Origin of the sequence: Alistipes intestinihominis, assembly GCF_040095975.1 — a bacterium.
GTDB lineage: Bacteria > Bacteroidota > Bacteroidia > Bacteroidales > Rikenellaceae > Alistipes > Alistipes senegalensis.
Window position 1 is genome coordinate 89,921 of the sequence record NZ_JBBMFL010000010.1, and the last position, 22,489, is coordinate 112,409.

The window sequence follows — 22,489 nt, forward strand, 5'->3', positions numbered from 1 at the left end:
CTAACCGACCAAACAAAAGGACCTTATGCGTAAAATCATAGCAATCATAGCGGGTTCGCTGCTGCTGGGCAGCTGCAACGACCCGTTCAAGGATCAGGTGTTCCGTGCTTACGACGAGAAACCTGTCGGCGAATGGCTTTCCGGCCAGCCCGAATTTTCGATGTGGGTCGAGATGCTCCGCAAAGTCGATCTCTACAACGCCATGAACCTCGGTGCCAGCCGGTTTACCTGCTTCGTCGCCGACAACGACGCCGTGCGGACCTATCTGCGGGAGAAGACCGATTACGAGTCGATCGCCGAGATGCCGGACGACGAGGTCGATTTCCTGCTGCGCTACCACATCATCAACGGTGCGAAGATGGCCAGCGCGAACCTGATGCTGAAACTTTCGCTGCCGACCCTTACCGGCGATTACCTGACGGCCGGGGTCGATGTCGTGACGCAGCAGCGTTATATCGACAACGGCGAGGGCAAGGAGCCCTCTTTCCTCGTCCGCAAGGACATCGAGACTACCAACGGCGTGATACACACGCTGGACAAATTGCTGGAGCCTCTGACCGTGAGCGTCTGGGGGATTATCTCCGGAAATTCCGATTATTCGATCTTCACCGGGGCGCTCCGGGCCAGCGGGTTCGATGAATGGCTCGACAACACCTACCGGACGATCAACGAGACCACCATCCGGGAGAACAAGACCGTGCTGGTCGTTTCCGACGAGGTGTTCCGCCACCGGGGCATCAACAGCCTGGACGATCTGATAGCCTATTTCGGCGGCGGCGATCCCGCCGATCCCGAGTCGGATTTCTATCAGTATGTGCGTTATCACCTGATGGATAAACTGAACGGATATGCCGAGCTGACCACCTTCCCCTCGGGCTATAAGTCCATGACGATCTACTCCTGTTCCGAGATCAAGGGCATTTCGGTGCTCGACACGGGCAGCGCCATCGACTTCAACCCCCAGGCCGGCGAGGAGAGTTTCCGCATCGTCGATGGACGGCGCGACATTCCGGCCAAGAACGGTTATGTCCATGAAATCGACAATCTGGGGCTGCTCCCGGAAACCATGGCCCATTACGTCGTGGTGTGGGAGCCGACCGACAAGGTCGAATTCCAGGCGATTCCCTTCTACCGCGCCGAGAAGAGCGAGGGCAGCGAAGTGCAGAAATTCGACCTGATTCAAAACGACCTCTCGATTCCCGGCATCCGTTGGGAGTCGATTCCCTCGACCAGTGCGCAGGTGTGGTATTACAGCGCCTACGTGGATAACGGCCGCTATCTCAACAACGACGCTCTCTACTGGGACATGGGCGACATCGGCTGGCTCGAAGTGGACATTCCCGTGCTTCCTGCCGGAACCTACACCTTCACGATCGAGAAGTCGAACGATGCCGACTACGGCGGCAAATGCAACATCCTGTGGGACGACGTGTCGATGGGCAGCGACCGCAACTTCGTCAACGGCGACAAAGTGGGATCGTGGGGCAATCGTACGCTGACCAGCGAGGAGGCCCATACGGTGCGGTTTACGGTCGGTTCCGTCGGCGGGACCTGCGGATTCGACCGCATCGTGTTCGTTCCCGTGGAATAACCTCATTTGTGGCAGAATCAAAAAATGAAACTTATGTATATTTCTGAAAATAAGATTGTAAAAGCGTTGTGCTGCCTGGCGTTCCTGACCGCTTCGGCCTGCATCGACGCCGTGGACGACTACTATACGGGCGGCGAAACGGCTACCAGGGAGGGGAGCGTCCTCGAATATCTGGAGAAGACGCCCGACTATTCCGACTTCGTGAACCTCGTCGCCGAGACCGGCATGACGGAAACTCTGTCGGGCACGGACCTCGTGACGGTCTGGGCTCCGGTCAACCCGATGCCAGCCGGGGTCGCTTCGATGAGCCCGTCGGAGAAAATTCGCCTGGTGCGCAACCATATTTCGATCACGACGGTTTTCAGCCGTAATCTCGACCGCCTTTCGACCGTGGGGACTCTGGCGGGCAAATATCTCACCGTGGGAAAAGGCTCGGAGGGGTACACCGTCGATGGCGTCGCGCTTTCGGAGCTCGACCGGGTCTTCGAAAACGGGGTCGTCCACCGGGCTGCCAACTGGCTTACGCCCCGGAAGAACCTTTACCAGTGGCTCGAAGAGGTCGGCGACGACTATTCGCGCTTCCGCGACACGCTTTTCGCGCATAACCTGCGGGTTTTCGACAAGGAGAACAGCCCGATCACAGGCGTTGACGAGAACGGCCGGATCATTTACGATTCGGTGTGGATCGTGAAGAACGACCTGCTGAACGATCTCGACCTGAACGACGAAAGCGTGCGCTATACGATTCTCGCACCGGACAATGCGGCTTTCGAGGCGATGTTCCGGGAGAAGACGGAGTATCTGGAAAGCGTCGAGCGTGAAGTGACGAAGGAGGACACCGTCAAGTGGGTGAACTGGATGATGCAGGCGTCGCTCCACAGCGGGGTGGTCGATTTCCAGCCGAACAGTTCCTTGAGATCGGTGCTCGGGAAGGATGTCCGCACCGATTACCAGACGGTGCTCGATCCCGTTGAGATGAGCAACGGCCGCGTCTATCCCATGAGCCGGTGCTACGTTCCGCGCAGCGTCTATTTCGAGAGCTTCTGGTTCAATCCCTACTTCTTGCGCAAGGAGATCATCGACGGCGGAGGCTCCATCACCAAGAATCCCGGAACCTACGACTCCTACAAAAGCACGATCAACAATGCGAACAGCCGGTTGGTTCCCGACAAATTGGCGGTTTTCCTCCAATACACGACCAATTTCCAGGACAACTACTACCAGTTCAAGAGCTGCACCTACGATCAAGAATCGCTGACGAATATCCCGCTCAGCGTCATGCCGGGCAAGTACAAGATTCAGTGCCATCTGGTCAGCTACAAGTTCAACAATGCCAACCAGACCGACATTCTGGACATTTACCAGGTCCACGGCGAAAACGACATGACCTTGATCGGACGTGCCGAAGGAATCGTCGCCAATGCGTTCGACAACGGTCTGGCCACCGGGAACGATGTGATCGGGCTGCTTTCCGCCGAATACGAGGTCACCGGCACATACCAGCCGCTCGAACTGCGGATTGTCATTCCCGGCAAGTTCACCGCGGGCGAGAAGCGCCGGATCTGCGTGGGACGGATCGTTCTCACCCCGACCGATAATTATTAACCCCAAAAAAGAGTGAAAAATGCGTAACTCCATCAAATACATTTTGCTACTGTCCGTACTCTTTGCCGGGGGACGAGCAGCGGCGCAGCAATACCGGGATCGGGAGACGGCCCGTCAGATCGTGGGTCTCGTGCTGGATGCCGACACCCGGAAGCCGCTCGGCGCGGCGCAGGTCAGCTCCGACGAACTGGCGCGTTCGGTCGTCAGCGGTCCGAAAGGTGTTTTCCGGGCCAAGGTCTTCTCCGACCGGGCGACTCTCAACGTGGTGAAAGAGGGCTATTTTTCGGCCCGCGTCAACCTGCTCGGCCGGGACAGCGTGGTGATCTACCTCCAACAGTCGGCCAACACGCTGGCGACCGACCATTACTCCTCGCCCGACGGCGAAGTCCCGATGTCCGACCGCATCGGTTCGGCCGGAGCGGTGGGCATCAAGGACATCAACCGCGGTTATTTTACGGCGAGCGACGCTCTCACGGGCCGCTTCGCGGGTCTTCGCGTGAGCAACAAGAGCGGCATGGTGGGGGAGGGCTCCTTCTTCAACCTGCGCGGCAACCGCACGCTGCTGGGCCAGAATACGCCGCTGCTGGTCGTTGACGGGGTTCCTTTCCTGTCGGACCAGAATTCGTCGAATATCATCAACGGTTTTTCGGGCGACCTGCTCGAACCGGTCAGCCTGGGCAACGTCGAGCAGATTACCTTCCTGAAGGGCGCCGACGCAATGCCGTACGGCTCGCTCGGCAGCAACGGCGTGCTGATGATCAAGACCGAGCGCGGTAAGGTCAGCCGGACGCTGGTCGAATTGCAGAGCGTCGAGGGCGTGGGGTTCATTAACAAGACGCTACCCCTGCTTTCGGGACTCGACTTCAGCCGTTACATCGCCGATATCGCCGGCAGCTACTATGCGGATTCCGGGGAGATCGGCAAGGCGTTCCCATTCCTGAGCGGCGACATGACCGCCGGACAGAAGGTGCGCTACGGTTTCGACACCGACTGGCAGAAAGAGATCTATTCGCCCGCGTTCGTATCGGACAACATGCTCAAAGTGCGCGGCGGCGACGCTGTGGTTCAGTATTTGGTTACTGCCGGTTACCAGAAGGGCAACGGCGTGGTCGATGGAACCACGCGGGACAAGTTCTACACCAACGGCAATACCAATATCAATTTCAGCGAGAAACTCAGCGCTTTCGCTTCGATCTCCTTCGATTTCCTGGAGATGAAGCTCCAGGAGCAGGGCCTTTCGCCCGAGACCAACCCGCTGCTGGCGGCCTATTCCCACTCCCCGCTGACCGGAATCTACGAGGTTGACGACCGCGGGGCCATCCTGACCGAATATGCGCGGATCGACCCCGTGATGAACGTCTCCAACCCCGTGGCCATGCTGACGGGCATCGAGGGCAAGAACAAGATCTATGATTTCCTCGTCAACACGGGTCTGAACTACAATATCCTGAAGAACCTGAAAGCCGACATGACGTTCGGTATTTACTACCGTTATGTCAAGGACGACATTTTCATCGGCGGTCTGAGCTCGGGGACCATCGCCCCGCTGATGGGCGGTCTCGCGCTCAATACGGTCCGCAGCGGCTCGTCCGAATCGAGGGACTATTTCGGCAAGGTCGGCGTGACCTACAATTTCTCGACCGGCAGTCACAACCTCGACCTGAGAGCGGGGTGGCAGATGATCTCGTCGCGCACGCAGGCCAGCAGCGGATCGGGCATCAACACCACGACCGACCGTTACCGCACGCTCTCCAACGTCTCCTCCGTGGGCCGCTCTTCGGGCGGTTACGCCGAGCTCCTGAACTGGATGAACGTCTATCTGAAAGCCGATTATAATTTCCGGAACCAGCTCTACCTTTCGGCTATCGGGGTCGTGGACGCCTCCTCGACCTACGGCAAATACAGCGACCGCTGGTATCTCTTCCCCGGTGTCAAGGCGGGCTGGAAGATCAGCAACGCGCCGTTTCTGCGCGACAGCCGGAGCGTTTCCAACCTGATGGTGCGCGGCGAATACAGCGTCAACCCCAACAGCCGTTACAGCAGCGCCTACGGCAGCTATTACTACATGCTGCAACTGCTGCGCGACGTGAGCGGCCTGGTCCGCGCCGGGGTTCCCAACCAGAAGATCGGTCCCGAGCGCGTGACCAACATCGACTTGGGCGTGGACTTCTCGCTGCTGGGCGACAAGTTCTCGGTGAGCGCCGACATTTTCCAGGAATATACCCGCAACATGATCGTCGATACCAAGGCTTCGCCCGTTTACGGTTCCGGCGTCATCTACAAGAACAGCGGTTCGATGCGGTCGCGCGGCGTGGAGCTCAGCGCCAGCGTCCTGCTGACCGGAGGCAAATTCCGCTGGCGCGTCGGCGGCAACATCGCCTATTACAAGACCCGTATCATGAGCCTCGGCGGTCAGGATCAGCAGACCATCGACCTCGGCGACGGCGTGACGCTCATCAACAAGGTCGGCGAAGCTCCCTTCTCCTATTACGGACACCGCGCCGACGGCGTTTACGCCACCTCGGAGCAGGCCGCAGCCGAGGGCTTGACGACCCTGAGCGGCTATCCCTACACCGGCGGCGACGTGCGTTTCCGCAGCCTCGACGGCGACAAGCTCATTACGGACAGCGACCGGGAGATTCTCGGCTGCGCCGACCCCAATTTCTTCGGCGGCTTCCATACCCGGATGAGCTGGAAGGGTTTCTCGCTGTTCGCCAATTTCTCGTACAGCTGCGGCGGCAAGGTCTACAACGGAACCCGCCGTTACAACGAACTGGGCAAGGGCTTTACCAACCAGGCGGCCAGCATGGGTCGCCGCTGGATGGCCGAGGGGCAGCAGACCGACATTCCGCGCGTCGTCTACGGCGATCCGGCCGGCAACAACCGCTTCTCTTCGCGCTGGATCGAGGACGGTTCCTATCTGAAACTCAAGGAGCTGACGATTTCGTGGGAGACCCGGAAGAAACTGCTCTTCATGACCGGGTTCAAGGTCTTCATCACGGGTGAAAACCTCCTTTGCTTCACGGATTACACGGGCTCCGACCCTGAATTCGCCTACTCCTATGACATGGCTATGGCAGGTATGGACGTTGCGAAGGTCCCCGTGCCGAAATATGTGAAAATCGGTCTTATCCTGAATTTTTAACGGTGAAAACGATACGAGTTATGAAACTTTTCAAAAAGATAACGCTTGTCCTGTGCGCCGCTTCGCTGGCGTCGTGTTCGGATTTTTTCGAGCAGACGCCGGACAACATGCTCGACGCGGACGATAACTATACCGAACGTTCGAATATCTACGCCTCCTTCATGGGTCTGTACGGGACCTTGCAGGACGTGGCGCCCAAACTCGTGGTGACGAGCGAACTGTGGGGCGATCTGTTGACCCCTACGGATCAGGCGCCCGACAGCTACTGGGAGGTGTTCCGCTACGACGTTCAGCCGGACAATTCGGTGGCCGATCCTGCGCCGTTGTACCGCATCGTGATGAACTGCAACGACTTCATGCGCAATACCATCGAATATAACAAGAGCTATCCGGGCGTTATTCCGACCACTACCTACCGGCAGATGATCGCCGGGGCGGTCGCGCTGCGCACCTGGGCTTATCTCAATATCGGCAAACTCTACGGCAAGGCCGTCTATTACGACTATGCGATGACCGGCGAGACGGATCTGAGCAAACTTCCCGTGCTGACGTTCGACGAGCTGATTCCCGAGCTGATTCATTTCATGAACACCGGCGTGGACAACATCAACGGACTCCGCCGCGTGGACATCAACACGATGTTCGGCACGACGGGTATCTGGAACAGCATCGCCATTTCGCCCGACGCCCTGCTGTGCGAGCTCTATCTCTGGAACAAGGATTACGAATCCGCGGCCAAAAGGGGCATCAACCTGATCACGGGACAGGCTCTGACGCCTGCCGGGGACAACAACAAATTCACCCTTTCGGAGCAGTTCGGCAAGACGAAACAGTGGGGCTCGCTCTTCTCCGATACGCCGGCCAACCCCCAGACCAACGAGGGCCTCACGATGGTGCTCTACGATTATTCGCAGCGCCAGATCAATCCGCTCTATTCGCTCTTTTCGAGCGAAACCGTCTGCGAGTACTACATGAAGCCGACTGCGGTGCTGACATCCCGTTTTTCGCTCCGTGCCGATTATCAGATGACGGGGTCCCAGGTAGCCAAAGATCCGCGCACTGATCCGGTCACCTTTACGACGAGCATGGGGGAGAGCGTGTTCAACAAATACAACTATATCCGCTCCATCCAGAGCCAGGACGCTCCGATCTACCTATACCGGGCGGCGGAAATCCATCTGATGATCGCCGAGGCGCTCTCCGCGATGGGCAACTACGATGCCGCCGATGCCATTCTCAACGACGGTTTCCAGCCTTACTGGGTTTCGGGCAACCGTTACAATCCGCCGTTCGACGCGCCGATCTACGCTTATGAGAAACTGAAGGCGGGGCGCGGTGTCCGCGGAAGGCTCAGCCTCCCGGCCGTGCGTTCCACCGACGAACGGTTCATGGGGGCGCTCGATCCCGGAAGTCCGGAGTACGCCGGGCGCAGGCGCCAGGTGCTCGACAGCCTGATCATTGAGGAGACGGGCCGCGAACTGGCCGGCGAAGGAAAACGCTGGTTTACCATAATGCGCATGGCCCGTAACAGCAACAATCCGTCGATGCTTGCCCGAATGATTATGCGCAAGTTCCCGGTTGCAGAACGCCCCGCTTATTATGCGAAACTGAAAGACCCCGCCAACTGGTTTATCGACTACGACTTGAAGTTGGACAAATAAGAGAATTGGAATCATTACGAAGATAAAGCTATGAAAAAGTCATTGATTATATTGCTGGCGGCAGTCATCGGCGCAGGAGCTTTTTCGTGTTCGAAAGACCTGACCGAGGAGGCCCCGCTGATCGACATGGGCGGTTCCGACCAGGGCGGTTCCTCGGGCAATCCCTACTGGGACTGGGCCGACAAATTCCCGGGTATCGTCTCCTCGGGCATCGAGCGTGTGTTCGGTGTGCAGGTTCCGGTGAAGGGCGGTTACGAACCGCTCGCCTTCGCCCCCGATTCGGCCGTGCTTCAGCGCACGGGCCTCTACGTCGCTTCGGGCGATCAGGTCGAAATCGTGGTTCCCGAGGGGACCGACGACCTGCAATACCAGATCGGCATCGGCCATCAGCTGCTCTCCGGACAGCTTCGCCAGCGTTACGGGAATGTCGTCACGCGGGGATCGCTCCATTCCGGAACGAATGTCGTTTCGAGTTATTTCGGCGGTTTCCTCTATTTCTGCTATCCGGCCGACAAGGTTCCGGCCGGGGATATAACCGTTACGGTCGGCAACGCGGTTCCCTCCGACGACTATGTTCAGGGCGAAACCCGCTTCGGCGACTGGATCAACACCATGCTCGAACGGGCTGCGCTGCTGGCCGCACCCAGCGAGGACCCCGATTCAATGGCGTTCCTCAACTGGACGGAGCTCGTTTCCGACAAGGTGATCCTTACGGCCGGCGTTTCGGAGATGAGCGCGATGACCGATCCCGACGGCGTTCTGGACTACTACGGGAAGATCGCCGACGCCTATTACCGTTTCGGCGGCTACGATCCCGCCAACCAGCCTCCCATGCGTGTCTATTCCGACATCCAGCTGCCGGATGCCGGGCAGACGGCGCTTTTCCCGGCGGCCAACGTCCAGCAGTACGGCGGTTATCCCATCGGGTTCCTGCGCGGCGAGTCCTCCACGACGTTCGTGGACGAAAAGAAGCTGATCAACACGACCCTGTTGCAGGCGCAGACCGACGGTTCGACCAACTGGTTCAATGTCTTCTTCGGTTTCGGCGAGGCGGTGAAAAGCCCGTGGCAGGAGAGCGACAAACTGTTGCAGCCCTCGCTGAATATCGGTTACTACCACTATGCGCGCACGCTCGGCATGTGGCCCGGTCAGGTGATCAATTTCGCGGACAACGTGGACAAGCTCAACAAGGAGTTCGCCCGGACGGTCAGCAACCGCGACAACGGCATCATGTACGGTCACGCCAACGACAACGTTCGCACGACGATGCTCAAACAGCTGGCCGATTATCTGGGCTGGGGGCTTTTCCCCTACGTTTCCCAGCGCGCCCGCGAGCTGGGTTTCGAGTATGAGCCCGACGAGCTGCTCGAGGGGCAGGCCGCCTGCGATTTCTTTGCGATGAGCGCCTGCGAGTACGCCGACCGCAATCTGCTGCCGTTCTTCCGCCGCTGGCATTTCCCCTGTTCGACCGTCGCCATCCGCTACATGATGCAGTTCCGGGAGCTGGGCGAGAACGAACGCTTCTGGACCAGCTACGACAGTTCGACGGAGCCTTCGTTCGAGTCCCGGACGCCGAATAAGAGCATCGCGCGGCCGGCTCCCGGCCTGACGTTCAGCATGGCTTCCGCCGACGACAAGATGAACTGGTATCTGCGCGGTGTGGCGTGGGATTACAACGCCTATAACGATCCGGTCAATCCCCGCTGCGACACGGTCGTCAGGGCCAACGGAACGAAGTTCACCGGAAACTCGATCGACAACCCGCTCTGGAAAAACGTTTTCGACGGCAACACCAGCAACATGAACGGACTTCTCGGCCATATGCAGCCGGCTACCGGTTCGATGTGGGCCCATATCCCGTTCTACATTCTGAGCTTCACCGGCCCCGGCGAGGATACTCCCGAGGACGACGACTTCGAGTATTCGCAGGAACCCGTTACGTTCAACACGTTCGCGCTCTGGAATGTCGCCAACTACTACTACACGAGCTACATTTACGACATCGAATACCTCGACGATGCGTCCGGCGAGTGGAAACCCACCGCTCCCAGCGAATTCAAGCTGCTGTACAATTCCAATTGGGAGTTCTACTATTTCGAGCGGGAGTACACGACGACTCATATCCGCTTCAAGTTGCAGCCCATCACGCCGGGTACTTCGGGCTACTCCATTACGCAGATGTGCGAGATGGGATTCGGACTGGTGGAAGAGAAGACCGAATAGAGAGATAACAGAACAATCGAAAATCGAATATCGTGAATAAAACCGTTTTTGCATTGGGAGCTTCGGCCGCGGCGCTCGCCGGAGGCGCTGCGACGGCGGCGAAGCAGCCCAACATCATTTTGATCATGGTTGACGACATGGGCTATTCCGATGTCGGCTGCTACGGCGGCGAGATTCCCACGCCCAATATCGACCGTCTTGCCAAGAGCGGAGTGCGCTATACGCAGTTTTACTCCACGGCGCGTTCATGTCCCACGCGGGCCAGCCTGATGACGGGTCTGTATGCCCACCAGGCCGGCATCGGCGGCATGTCCGAGGACCCCGTTCCCGGACGCAAACCGGGCGATCCGTCTCCCCGGAAGCCTGCCGCTTATCAGGGCTATCTCAACCGGAACTGCGTAACGATCGCCGAGGTGCTGAAGAGCGCGGGCTATCATACCTACATGGCCGGCAAGTGGCATCTGGGTATGCACGGACAGGAGAAATGGCCTCTTCAGCGCGGCTTCGACCGTTTCTACGGCATCCTGGCCGGGGCCAGCAGCTATCTGCGGCCCCACGGCGGCCGCGGGCTCACGCTCGACAACACCAAACTGCCGCCTCCGGAGGCGCCGTATTATACGACGGATGCTTTCACCGACTATGCCATCGAGTTCCTCGACAGCAACAAGGGCGACGGCAAGCCCTATTTCCTCTACCTGGCCTATAACGCTCCCCACTGGCCGCTCCACGCCAAACAGGAGGACATCGACAAGTTTCTCGGCAAGTACGACGCGGGTTGGGAGGCGATCCGTGAGGCTCGTTTCCGCCGTCAGGCCGAACTGGGCCTCGTGGACGATTCGTGGGAGCTCGCCGAGTGGGAGTCGCGCCGCTGGGAGGATCTGACGGATACCGAGCGGAAGCACTCCGCGATGCGTATGTCGGTCTATGCCGCGCAGGTGCACTGCATGGACTACAACGTGGGCCGTGTGCTCGACTGGGTGGAAAAGAGCGGCGAGAAGGACAATACGCTGATCATCTTCCTTTCGGACAACGGAGCCTGCGCCGAGCCCCATACCGAAACGGGCTTCGGCACGGTGGCCGACATCAACGATCCCCAAAGCTGGGTGGCTCCCTCCTACGGTCTGCCGTGGGCGCAGGTGAGCAATACGCCGCTGCGCAAGTACAAGGTGCGCGCCTACGAGGGCGGCCTCGCCGTTCCGCTGATCGTTTCATGGCCCGGACGCTTCTCCCGTTTCGACGGACAGATCCGCGACAACGTGAGCTTCCTGCCCGACCTGATGGCTACGTTCGTCGATGTCTCGGGGGCGACCTATCCGGCGACCTACGGCGGCAACGACATTCATCCGCTGGAGGGCAAGAGCCTCGTGCCGACGATCCGCAAGCCGAAGACCGTGCTCCACGACTATCTTTTCGGCGAGCATTTCGACAACTGCTACGTGCGCCACGGCGACTGGAAAGCTGTCAAGGACGAGAAATCGAAGGAATGGGAGCTGTTCAACATTCCGACCGACCGCACCGAACGCCGCAATCTCGCCGCCCGGTATCCCGAGCTCCTCGATGAACTCGTGGCCAAATGGAAGGCGTGGGCCGATACGCACGAAGTGTACCCGAAGAGGTTGCAGAAATAGGGTTCGCGGCCCCGTCGTCCGGGACCGTCGAACGTCTGCTTCCGAACGGCGGATGCGGGCCGCGGTGATTCTGCGGCCCGTGTCCGCGAATGGCTGCACCGGACATATTCGATCTGTCTGGTATACGAAAACGGCCGGGTTGCGCGTTTGGAAACTGTTTTCTACCTTTATCGTATGGATTCATATATGAAAAGATTCATCATATCGCTCTTTCTGCTGATCGGGTGCTCCGGAGCCGTTTCGGCCCGGAATTACGCGCTGGTCAGTTATAACGCGGACAACGGTCTGTCGCACAATACGGTCCGGTGCATCGCACAGGATCAGCGCGGGTTCATGTGGTTCGGCACGGCCGACGGCCTGAATCGCTTCGACGGGGTTGCGTTCCGCGTCTATGATTCGGAAGACCTCCGGCACGGACTGCTGAACACGTCGGTCCATGCGCTGTGCGCCGACCGTAAAAACCGGTTGTGGGTGGGGACCGAGCAGGGCGTTTACCTGTACGACGAGCGTAAGGATCTGTTTTCCTCTTTCAGCGTGCGCACGCAGTACGGCGTGGTCATCACCGGGCGTATCACCCGCATCTTCGAGAACGGCGACGGCAAAATCTGGATCGGCACGGAGGCCCAGGGTTTTTTCATCTATTATCCCGAGGACGGCACGCTCGAACAGAACAGCCGTCTGTCCGACGCCGTGACCGACATGGTCGGCGGCCCGGACTGGAACGTCTTCGTGAGCGCCCGGAACGGCACGGTCGCGGAGTTCGACAGCGAGGGGAAACAGCGGCTGGCGGTCTATGCGAAGGAGCGGAGCGGACATGTGCCCTCCGTGGTCAGATCGCTCTGTTACAGCAACGACGAACTGTGGGGGTGTTTCGAAACCGACGGACTTGCGAAAATGGTCTGGTCGGGGGAGAGCGCCGCGGACTGGACGATGCGCCGGGAGATGTCGGCCCGTGCGCTGCTGCCGCTTTCGCGCGGCGAGCTGATGGTCGGTTCGGACGACGGACTGTTCGTCTTTTATACGGGTTCGGAAGAGATCGACCCCGTGACGGACATGACCGTCCGCCGCGAGAGCTACACCCATACGGTCAATGCGCTTTTCCGCGACCACGAGGGCGGAATCTGGGTCGCCACGCAGTACAACGGCATTACCTACCTTCCCCGCCGGCTCAAACCGATCGAACATATGCCGTTGAAGATCGGGGAGCGGGGCAAGACGCTCGCCACCTGTTTCGCCGAGGACGGCGGCGGCAGTCTGTGGGTTGCCATTGACAAACGGGGCGTGCTGAAGGTGAGTGCCGACGGGCGCACCGTCTCGGAACCTTTCCGCGGCGGTCCGGACTCTTTCCTGCGGGAGGTGAAAAACGTGCGGACGATGCTCGTCGCCGGGGGACGCCTGTGGATGGGAACCTTCGCCGGGGGTGTTTATACCCGCGACATGAAGACAGGGGCGGTGCGCAACTACCGGAACAACCCCGGGGTGGGGACCTCGCTCTGCGACGACGACGTGGAGGCGCTTTTCCGCGACGACACCGGGACGATCTACGCCGGAACGCCGTGGGGATTCGCCCGCTACGATCGCAAACTCGACGATTTCGTGCGGGTGAACAAAGGGGGCAACGACCTTTCCGTCTGCGATTTCGCACAGGCGGGGCCCGGCATGATCTGGGTGCTGGCCCGCAACAAGGGCGCTTTTCTGTTCGATGTCGCTTCCGGAGATTTCCGGCACTATATGTTCGCCCGGAGCAGCACTCCCAACAGCGTCTGCATCCTGACCGACAGCCGCGACGACGTGTGGCTGGGTACGGAGACGGGGTTGTTCCGGCTGAACCGCGAAACCCGGCACTTCGTTCCGTTCAATGCCGGCGGCGACAGGCTGAAAGGAGTGCCGATCGCCTCGCTGGAAGAAGGCGACGACGGAATGCTCTGGATTGCGAGCAACAACGGGCTTTTCAGCCTCGACACCGAGACGCAGGAGGTGCGCTACCACCTGACCGTCCGCGACGGCCTCACCGGCAACCAGTTCAACGACCGCGCTTCGCTGCGCATGCGCGACGGACGGCTCTGTTTCAGCGGCATCAACGGTTATTCGGTCTTCCGGCCCGGGGATCTGCAACGCAACGGGTTCGTCCCTTCGGTCTGCATGACCGGGCTCCTCATCAACGACCGCGGGATGGAGATCGACCGCGGGGGCCGGAATCCTTCGCCGCTCAAATATCCGCTGCATCTGAACAAGGAGCTCAGACTGAAATACAACCAGAACTCCGTCGGGTTTACCTTTGCGGCCCTGAGCTACCAGTCCTCGTCCAAGAATGGCTATACCTACCGGCTCGTCGGGCAGGATAAGGAGTGGAGCTTCACCGACCGCAACGAGGTCCATTTCACCAATCTCTCGCCGGGGCGCTACACCTTCGAGGTGCGCGGCTCGAACGATGACGGCGTGTGGAGCGAGAATACGGCCCGCGTCGCCTTCGTGATTCAGCCGCCGTTCTACCGTTCGGCGCCGGCTGTCGTGTGCTACCTGCTTCTGCTGGGCCTGCTGGCCGGGTGCGGGACCTGGTACGTCCGCCGGAAGCACCGTCTGAAACTCGCCGAGTTCGCCTCGCAGCAGGAGAAGATCAACTATCAGTCGAAGATTGATTTCTTCACCAACGTGGCCCACGAAATCCGGACGCCCCTTTCGCTGATCAAGGTTCCCCTCGAATCGATTCTGAGGGAGGATGCGCATTTCCCGCCCAAGGTCCGGGATTACCTCCGCGTCATGGAAAAGAACACGAGCAATCTGCTGGAGATGGTCAACCAGCTGCTCGATCTGCGCAAGACCGAAGAGACGGATTACACGCCGACGATGAAGCCGTGCGACGTTTCGGAACTGGTGAACGAACTGTGCGTGCGTTTCGGTCCGGCCGCGGAGGTCGGCGGCATCCGCCTCGAACGGCACGTCGAGCCCGGCGTGGTGGCGCAGGTTGACTGCGACGCCATCTCGAAGATCGTGAACAATCTGTTGTCCAATGCGCTGAAATACGCTCGAAGCAAATGCTGCGTGGCTCTCGCCGCCGGGGATAATTGTTTCCGCATCACGGTTTCCGACGACGGGCAGGGCATCGTTCCCGAAGATATGGAGCGTATTTTCAACACCTTCTACCAGTCGGGCAACAGCAAGGGCGGAACCGGTATCGGGCTGCCGCTGGCTCGCCTGCTTGCGATCAAGCACGGCGGAAGCGTCGTGTGCGCCAACGACGAGCGGGGCGGAGCTGTGTTCACCGTGGAGATTCCGCTCGATCCCGCGGCTGTCGCGTCCGGCGCGTCGGACGGCCCGGATTCCGGGGCGGACGGCGGCGGGGATGCGCAAATCCCCCCCCCTCCCTTCGCCGCCGAAGAGACGGGAACCTGCAAGATACTGATCGTGGAGGATAACGACGATCTGAGGGCGGTCATCGCCGAGATCATCGGTGCCCGCTACGAGGTGCTGACGGCCGCCAACGGCAAAATAGCGCTCGGCGTCCTCGCCGACAACAACTGCGATCTGATCGTGAGCGACATCATGATGCCCGAGATGGACGGCTATGAATTGTGCGAATACGTCAAGTCGGAATTGCGTTACAGCCACATTCCCATCATCCAGCTCACGGCGAAGACCTCGGTCGAGGACAAGGTCCGCGGATTGGAGTACGGCGCCGACGCCTACATCGAAAAACCTTTCTCCGCCGAGCATCTGATGGCTCAGATCGACAGCCTGATCAAGAACCGGGAGCGCATCCGCCGTGCGCTGCTCTCCGGAACGGGGCACGCCGACACGGTGTCGCTCGGTCTCAGCAAGCGCGATGCGGAGTTCGTCGAGAAACTGAACTTCCACATCGAGGAGCACCTCTGCGAAGAGACGTTCTACATCGAACAGCTGGCCGAAAAGATGTTCATGAGCCGTTCGAACTTCTATCGCAAGGTCAAGAGCCTGTTCGGCATATCGCCCAACGACTACATGAAAACCTACCGCCTGCGCAAGGCTGCGGAGATGATCCGCAGCGGCGATTTCCTGATCAAGGAGATCTACGAGCAGGTGGGCTTCAAGACTTCGAGCTACTTCTCGGCCTGCTTCCGCGAGGAGTTCGGGATGACGCCCAAGCAATATAAGGATCAAAACTCAAAACCCAAAGAATGAAAGACAAACGATTGCTGTACCTGCTCGGAGCAGGTATGTTGACAGGACTTGCGGGGACTGCCGGGGCGCAGCAGCAGCGTCCCAACATTATCTACATGATGGCCGACCAGCTGCGGGCCGACGTGCTGGGATATGCCGGCGACGGGCTGGCCGTGACGCCCAACATCGACCGGTTCGCGCGCCAGTCGCTTGATTTCACCAATGCCGTGTCGGTCAGCCCGGTCAGCGCCGCCTACCGGGCGAGCCTGATAACGGGCAAATACACCTCATCGACGGGCATGGTGATCAACGAACTGAACCTGAATCCCAACCACCGGACTCTGGCCCATGTGCTCACGGATGCCGGCTACCAGACCGGCTACGTGGGCAAAGTCCATTGGAACGACGCCCACCGCCGTCCCTACAAGCCGGGGCCCGAGCGCATGGGATTCGACGGCTATTGGGCGGCCTATTCGTTCAACCACATCAATTACAGCGCATTTTACGATACGGACGGTCCCGACGGCGAGCCCGTGCATGTCGATCTCAAAGGGCAGTACGGTCCGGAGGTCTTCACGGGGCTCGCGCTCGACTACATTCGTGAACATGCCGGCGACGAACAGCCCTTCACGCTGATGCTCTCCTGGAGCCCCACGCACGACCCCTGGGTCCGCAGGAACGTTCCGGCGCATTGTTACGAGAGATTCAAAGACGTGAAATTCGAGCTTCCGGAGAATTTCAACGAGAATCCCGATCCCTATATGGACCGCTTTTTCTCCGAGTATTTCAACGGCCGGACCAGCTGGCGCGACGATTTCGTCAAAGGGGAGGGGTATCAGGAGGCCATGCGCTGCTATTATGCGATGGTGAACTCCATCGACGAGCAGTTCGGTCGCGTGGTGGAGCTGCTCGACAGCCTGGGCATCGCCGACAACACGATTGTCGTCTTTACGTCGGATCACGGCGAGATGATGACCTCGCAGGGCCGCATGTTCAAGATGATCTTCTACGACGAGGCGTGCCGCATTCCCTTTCTTATCCGTTGCCCCGGGGCGAAGAGGGGACGGACGGATGTCTGCCTCAATACGCCGGACATCGCGCCCACGCTGCTCGGTCTGGTCGGGCTCTCCGACAGCATCCCGGCCGAGATGGAGGGCGACGACCTCAGTTTCGCGGTGCGCGGCGGCAAGGGCCTCGAACCGGATTTCGCCTTCATGCAGGGAATGGGACATACCCACCTTTGGCGCAACGGGTTCGAATGGCGCGCCGTGCGGGACAAGCGCTACACCTATGCCCGTTATCTGCGCGACGGTTCCGAACTGCTTTTCGACCGGCAGAAGGACCCGCACATGACCCGCAATGTCGCTGAAGACAAGAAATATGCGAAGGTCCTCGCCTCGCTCCGCAGCGGAATGGCTGCCAAAATGGAGGAGCTGAACGACGAATTCAAGCCCTGTACGTGGTATCGTGACCATTGGATGTACAAGGATTTCAGCATCAAGGCCGCTGCGCACGGCGAATTCGGGCCGCTGCCTCCGATCGAACCGGTCCGCGTCCGGAAATAGTTTCGGCGAAGTGCAAAAAAATACATCCTCCCGCACGGGAGGATGTATTTTTTTAGGAACTCTATCCGGGTTACTCCATCTCCAGCGACATGGATCGGATCACCGCTTCGTTGGCTGCCTTGATGCGTTCGGGTATGACCTTCATCACTTTCCGGTCGTAGGTGAACAGGCCGTTCACTTCGCCTTCCACGTCGGTCGTCTGGGTGTAGACGGCGCCCGAGAAGCCGAGGCGTACGAATTTGGCCAGGTTCCTGGCGTATTTCTCGTATTCGGCCGTCACCTGCTCTGCGTTCTTGAACTGTACGTAGCCCCAGTTGCGTTTGTTCCACCAGAGGTGTCCCTCCAAGGCCAGTCCGATGCCGCCGTATTCGCCCAGCACATTGACGCGCTGCGGGTCGAACAGCTTCATGGCGGGACCCGGGTAGTGGTGCAGGTCGAGCATGTGGCCGCAGGGACGGTGGTTGCCGCCGCTGGCGGGGTTCACCAGACGCGAAGGATCGTATTCCATAGTCCAGTTCACGATACGCTCGGTGTCGAACTGTCCCCACGCCTCGTTGAAGGGAACCCATACCACGACGCTCGGCGAGGAGATGCAGAAGTCCATGATCTCTTTCCACTCCTTGCTGAAATTGTCCTTCGACTCCTGCGTGCGGAGTTTGTCCGTACCGCCGTTGTAGATGTACATTTCCCACTTGTTGCCCATGTCGCCCGAGGGCATGTCCTGCCATACGAGGATGCCTTCGCGGTCGCAGTGGTAGTACCAGCGTGCCGGTTCCACCTTCACGTGCTTCCGGATCATGTTGTAGCCCAGCTCCTTGGCCTTTACGATGTCGAACAGCAGCGCTTCGTCGGTCGGTGCGGTGAAGAGCCCGTCGGGCCACCAGCCCTGATCGAGGGGGCCGTAGTGGAACAGCGGTTCGTCGTTGAGCGTCATGCGGAGGATTCCGGCCTTGTCGCGGGCGGTGCCGATCTTGCGCATGGCCGTGTACGAATCCACCTTGTCCACGGTTTTTCCTCCTCGTTTGAGCTCCGCCGTCATGTCGTAGAGGAACGGTGAGTCGGGGCTCCAAAGTTTCGGCTCGGCGATGGCCAGGCGCAGCGGACTGCCGGGGAATCCCGTGGCCGAAGCCACGACCTTGCCTTTGTCGAGAATGTTGACCTCCACCAGATCGCCCGTCGTGCAGTTATCGGCCGTCACGGTTACGGCGATGTTCTTCTGGTCGAGGTTGGGAATGGCCTTGATTCCCGAGATGTGGCTCTTCGCCACCGGTTCGATCCATACGGTCTGCCAGATTCCGCTGACCGGCGTGTACCAGATGCCGTTGGGGTTGAGCGCCTGTTTGCCGCGGGGCTGGTAGCCCTTGTCCGTGCCGTCGAACACGCGCACCACCAGTTTCTGATCGCCTTTGGCTTTCAGGTAGGGGGTGATGTCCAGCGAGAACGGCGTGAAGCCTCCCGTGTGCGATCCCACGAGGATGTCGTTCACGAATACGTCGGCTTTCCAGTCCACCGCGCCGAAATTCAGCATCACGTTGCTGCCTTTCCACGCTGCGGGTACGCTGAACGTGCGGCGGTACCACAGTTCGTCCTTTTCGGTAAGGCTTTTCTGCACGCCCGACAGCGACGATTCGACGGCGAAGGGAACGAGGATTTTTCCGTCCATCGTTTTCGGCTCCAAGGCGCCGGCCGGCTTGATGGCGTAGTCCCACAGGCCGTTGAGATTCATCCATTGCGAACGGACCAGCTGCGGACGCGGATACTCGGGGAGTACGTTGGCCGGATCTATCTTCTCGGCCCAGGGTGTTTTGAGTTTGTCGCCCGCGGGTTTCCACTGGGCAAAGGTGCACAGCACGCTCAGTGCTGCCACGGTTGTCAGAATTGTTTTTCTCATTACTGATTGTTAAGGTGATATGCGGTTTACTTCTTGTTTTTCTTGAATTGGCCGGGATAAGGCTCCACCATGCAGCGTTTCGCCCACTCCTCGTATGCTTTCGTCAGCTCTTCGACCTTCGCGGGATTCTGCTTGGCGAGGTCGTGCTGCTCCGAACGGTCGTTGTTGAGATCGTAGAGCTCCCAGGGGTGTTTGTTGCCCTGACGGACGATCTTCCAGCCCTCCTTCGAGAGGAACGCGCGTTCGTTGAAGTGTTCGAAACCCAGGTAGTCGTGTCCCTCGCGCTCGCCTTTGCGCAGCACGGGTACGAGGCTCTTGCCTTCGAGCGGGATGATCCGGTTGCCGTCGTAGGTCGCGGGGTATTCGGCGCCCGAGAGGTCGAGACAGGTGGCCATGATGTCCATGACGTGTCCCATCTGGCCGGTCACCTTGCCGCGGAGGCTCTTTTTGAGTCCCTTGGGCCAGTGGGCGATCACCGGGGTGCAGATGCCTCCGCTGAACGACTTGGCTTTCCAGAACCGGAACGGGGTGTTGGCCACGTTCGCCCATTTCGCGCCGAGCGATGCGTAGGAGGTCTCGGGACCGGGCATCACCTCTTTCTTTTTCGGATAGACGATGGGGCGTCCGTCGCGTGTCATGTCGGGACGGTCGTTCTCGCCGGGCGAATAGTTCTGACAGCTTTCGCTGCTGCATCCGTTGTCGGAGAGGAAGATGATCAGCGTGTTGTCCATTTGTCCGTTCTTTTCCAGAGCGTCCAGCACCTGACCGATTCCCTGATCCATCCGGTCGATCATGGCTGCGTGCACGGCCATTGCGCGCGCGTCCCATTCGGCATTGGGGTTATCCTCCCATTTGTCGTTGAACTGGCGCTGCGAAAGGAAATCCTCCTGTCCGGGGAAGATGCCCAGCTGCTTGATGCGTTCGTAACGCCGGTTGCGAATGACTTCCCAGCCCTCTTTATAGGTGTCCTTGTATTTCTCGATGTCCTCGGGCAGGGCGTGCAGGGGCCAGTGGGGCGCCGTGTAGGAGAGGTAGAGGAAAAAGGGTTTGTCGTCTTTGGCGTATTTGTTCACGTAGCTGACGGCCTTCTGCGAGAGGTCGTCGGTAATGTAATATCCCTCGGGAACCTCGCGCACGGGCTCCTCGCCATCGACGAGGCTGAACGGGTCGAAGTAGTTCACCACGCCGTAGATCGTGCCGTAGAAATCCTCGAAGCCGCGGCGGGTGGGGTAGTTGATCTTGTCGGCGAACTCCTCGTGGTAGACATGGTGGGCCAGCCATTCGCGCTGGTCGGGGCGCAGGGGCGTTTCGGCGATGTGCCATTTCCCGACCATGCCCGTGTGGTATCCCGAACCGCGGAGCGCCTCGGCGATCGTCACGGCGTTCTTCGACAGCGTGCCGCGGTATCCCGGCAGGTGGTCGTCGAAAGTCATCCGGCCGATGCCCGCCTGGTGCTGGTAGAGGCCCGTGAGCAGCGACGCCCGGGTGGGGCAGCTGCGGCTCGTGTTGTAGAAGTTGTTGAAGCGGAGCCCGTTCGCTGCCAGCCGGTCGAGGTTGGGGGTATGGATTTCACCCCCGTAGCATCCGATGTCGGAGAAGCCCAGGTCGTCGGCCAGAATGACGATTACGTTCGGCCGGGCGTCTTTCTTCGGCTTGGCCGTGCAATGTTCGCTCTCGGCGGCCGCTGCGGTCAGAAGAGAAACGGGAAGAATTAATTTACTTGGATTCATCGTTATGTTGATTTTGAGATTCGGTTTTTATGCCGGACGGTTTTTTAAGCGCTTTGCCGATCGGTTCCGGGGAGCCCAGTTCGGGGGTTCCCTCCGTCGAGAATCCGATTTTCTGCATGCGTACGGTGCGCGAATAGGGCCGGTAGGGGTCTCCTACGATGTTCCGGGCCATGTAAACCAGAAAATATTCGGTTCCGTCGGGCGAGGGGATGATGAACGGGTATCCCGGGGCGTAGACGCCCGGCGCCGAGGCGGTCCGTGCGTCCGGAGTCTTTTTCCACGACGGATCGGTCATCGTGAAGACCGGTTTGCTCTTTTTCTTCCACGACGCGGCGTTGAGCAGATCGCAGCCTTTGGCTGCCGACAGCTCGCCGATCGCATAATAGGGGGTCCACATGGCGCTGGCCGAGTAGTAGATGTAGAGCCGGTCCGTGCGGTCGTTTCCGAAGAAGAAGGGAGCCTCGTTGACGTAGACCGGATAGGCGGTTTTATAGCCGTCGGGGTTTACCCACTGCCGCTCCCATTCGTGTTCGGGCGCGGAGATCCGGACACGCGGGGTGCATTGGGTCCAGGGGTTTTCCAGCCGGGCGATATAGATGCCCTGCGTTTCGGCGTAGACTCTGCGGGATTCCCATCCCGACCAGATCAGATAGAGTTCGCCGTCGTACTCGAAGGCGTAGGGATGGATGGCCCAGTTATCCTCCGGGTCGGTCCTGATGCGTCCCCGCATCGTGAACGCTCCGTCGCGCGGGTCTTGTTCTGCGTTTTCGAGCACGTAGATCCGGTGGTTGTCCGTATTGCCGTCGTCGGCGCTCAGGTAGATGTACCATTTTCCCCGTATGTTCACGATCTGGGGGTGCCAGATATGGAGCAGCCCGTATTCCGCCCTGACGCGGCATACGGTGCTGGGGGTGCTCTGTTCCAGCCGCGTCGGGTCCGCACCGGCGTACAGTTCCAGATTGCCGTTCGAATTCGTGACGTAATAATAGGTTCCCTCGTGGAAATAGATCGAGGTGTTCTCGTATTTGAGGACGACGGGGTTTTCGAAGGTATCGTCTCCCGCCGTCTCTTTCCCCGCGCACGCGGTGCACAGCAACAGCAGGGTGGAGATGATCCGGCCCGCGGTCCGGCGCAGCGATGCGGTATGTACGGGAGTTTTCATGGTCGGGTTGGTTTTAAGGTCTCGTTTTCTGATTACAAATTTCGGAAATAATAATTTTTTGTCCGCAACATTTTGATCAGGAAAAAACAGTATTTAGCCAAAATCGCCCCGGCGGCGTTCGGTTGGCGGGAATATTATGTTTATTGGTCAA

11 protein-coding genes are annotated in these 22,489 nt (G+C 59.5%); 8 read left to right on the forward strand and 3 right to left on the reverse strand.

Annotated elements, in window-relative coordinates:
- Window positions 1-25 precede the first annotated feature (25 nt).
- The 8 genes from WMO46_RS09655 (at window position 26) to WMO46_RS09690 (ending at window position 17,555) form a co-directional block, all read left to right on the forward strand.
- Entirely contained in the window at window positions 26-1,591 is a 1,566-nt protein-coding gene (locus tag WMO46_RS09655) for a fasciclin domain-containing protein (protein WP_349094265.1), read from the forward strand.
- Between the two features lie 33 nt (window positions 1,592-1,624).
- Entirely contained in the window at window positions 1,625-3,196 is a 1,572-nt protein-coding gene (locus tag WMO46_RS09660; RefSeq protein WP_349094266.1) for a fasciclin domain-containing protein, read from the forward strand.
- Between the two features lie 19 nt (window positions 3,197-3,215).
- Window positions 3,216-6,341, forward strand: a complete 3,126-nt coding sequence (locus WMO46_RS09665; protein ID WP_349094268.1) for a SusC/RagA family TonB-linked outer membrane protein — start codon at window positions 3,216-3,218, stop codon at window positions 6,339-6,341.
- Window positions 6,342-6,361: 20 nt separating this feature from the next.
- A complete protein-coding gene (locus tag WMO46_RS09670; protein WP_349094269.1) occupies window positions 6,362-8,002 on the forward strand; it encodes a RagB/SusD family nutrient uptake outer membrane protein in 1,641 nt (546 codons plus the stop codon).
- 30 nt (window positions 8,003-8,032) lie between these two features.
- A complete protein-coding gene (locus WMO46_RS09675) occupies window positions 8,033-10,225 on the forward strand; it encodes a M60 family peptidase N-terminal accessory domain-containing protein (RefSeq protein WP_195496497.1) in 2,193 nt (730 codons plus the stop codon).
- Window positions 10,226-10,254: 29 nt separating this feature from the next.
- Entirely contained in the window at window positions 10,255-11,853 is a 1,599-nt protein-coding gene (locus WMO46_RS09680; protein ID WP_394368779.1) for an arylsulfatase, read from the forward strand.
- A gap of 186 nt (window positions 11,854-12,039) precedes the next feature.
- Complete coding sequence (locus WMO46_RS09685; protein WP_349094270.1) at window positions 12,040-16,011, forward strand: hybrid sensor histidine kinase/response regulator transcription factor; 3,972 nt, start codon at window positions 12,040-12,042, stop codon at window positions 16,009-16,011.
- Complete coding sequence (locus WMO46_RS09690) at window positions 16,008-17,555, forward strand: sulfatase family protein (protein ID WP_349094271.1); 1,548 nt, start codon at window positions 16,008-16,010, stop codon at window positions 17,553-17,555. The genes WMO46_RS09685 and WMO46_RS09690 overlap by 4 nt, the downstream gene beginning before the upstream one ends.
- A gap of 70 nt (window positions 17,556-17,625) precedes the next feature.
- On the opposite strand, the gene WMO46_RS09695 is transcribed toward WMO46_RS09690, so the two are convergent.
- The 3 genes from WMO46_RS09695 to WMO46_RS09705 are packed head-to-tail and all read right to left on the reverse strand — an operon-like array spanning window position 17,626 to window position 22,338.
- Complete coding sequence (locus tag WMO46_RS09695; RefSeq protein ID WP_276714481.1) at window positions 17,626-19,446, reverse strand: glycoside hydrolase family 2 protein; 1,821 nt, start codon at window positions 19,444-19,446, stop codon at window positions 17,626-17,628.
- A 26-nt stretch (window positions 19,447-19,472) separates the two neighbouring features.
- Entirely contained in the window at window positions 19,473-21,176 is a 1,704-nt protein-coding gene (locus WMO46_RS09700; RefSeq protein WP_195496493.1) for an arylsulfatase, read from the reverse strand.
- On the reverse strand, window positions 21,163-22,338 hold the full coding sequence (locus WMO46_RS09705; RefSeq protein WP_019150105.1) for a glycoside hydrolase family 43 protein: 1,176 nt from the start codon (window positions 22,336-22,338) through the stop codon (window positions 21,163-21,165). The genes WMO46_RS09700 and WMO46_RS09705 overlap by 14 nt, the downstream gene beginning before the upstream one ends.
- Between the last annotated feature and the right edge of the window lie 151 nt (window positions 22,339-22,489).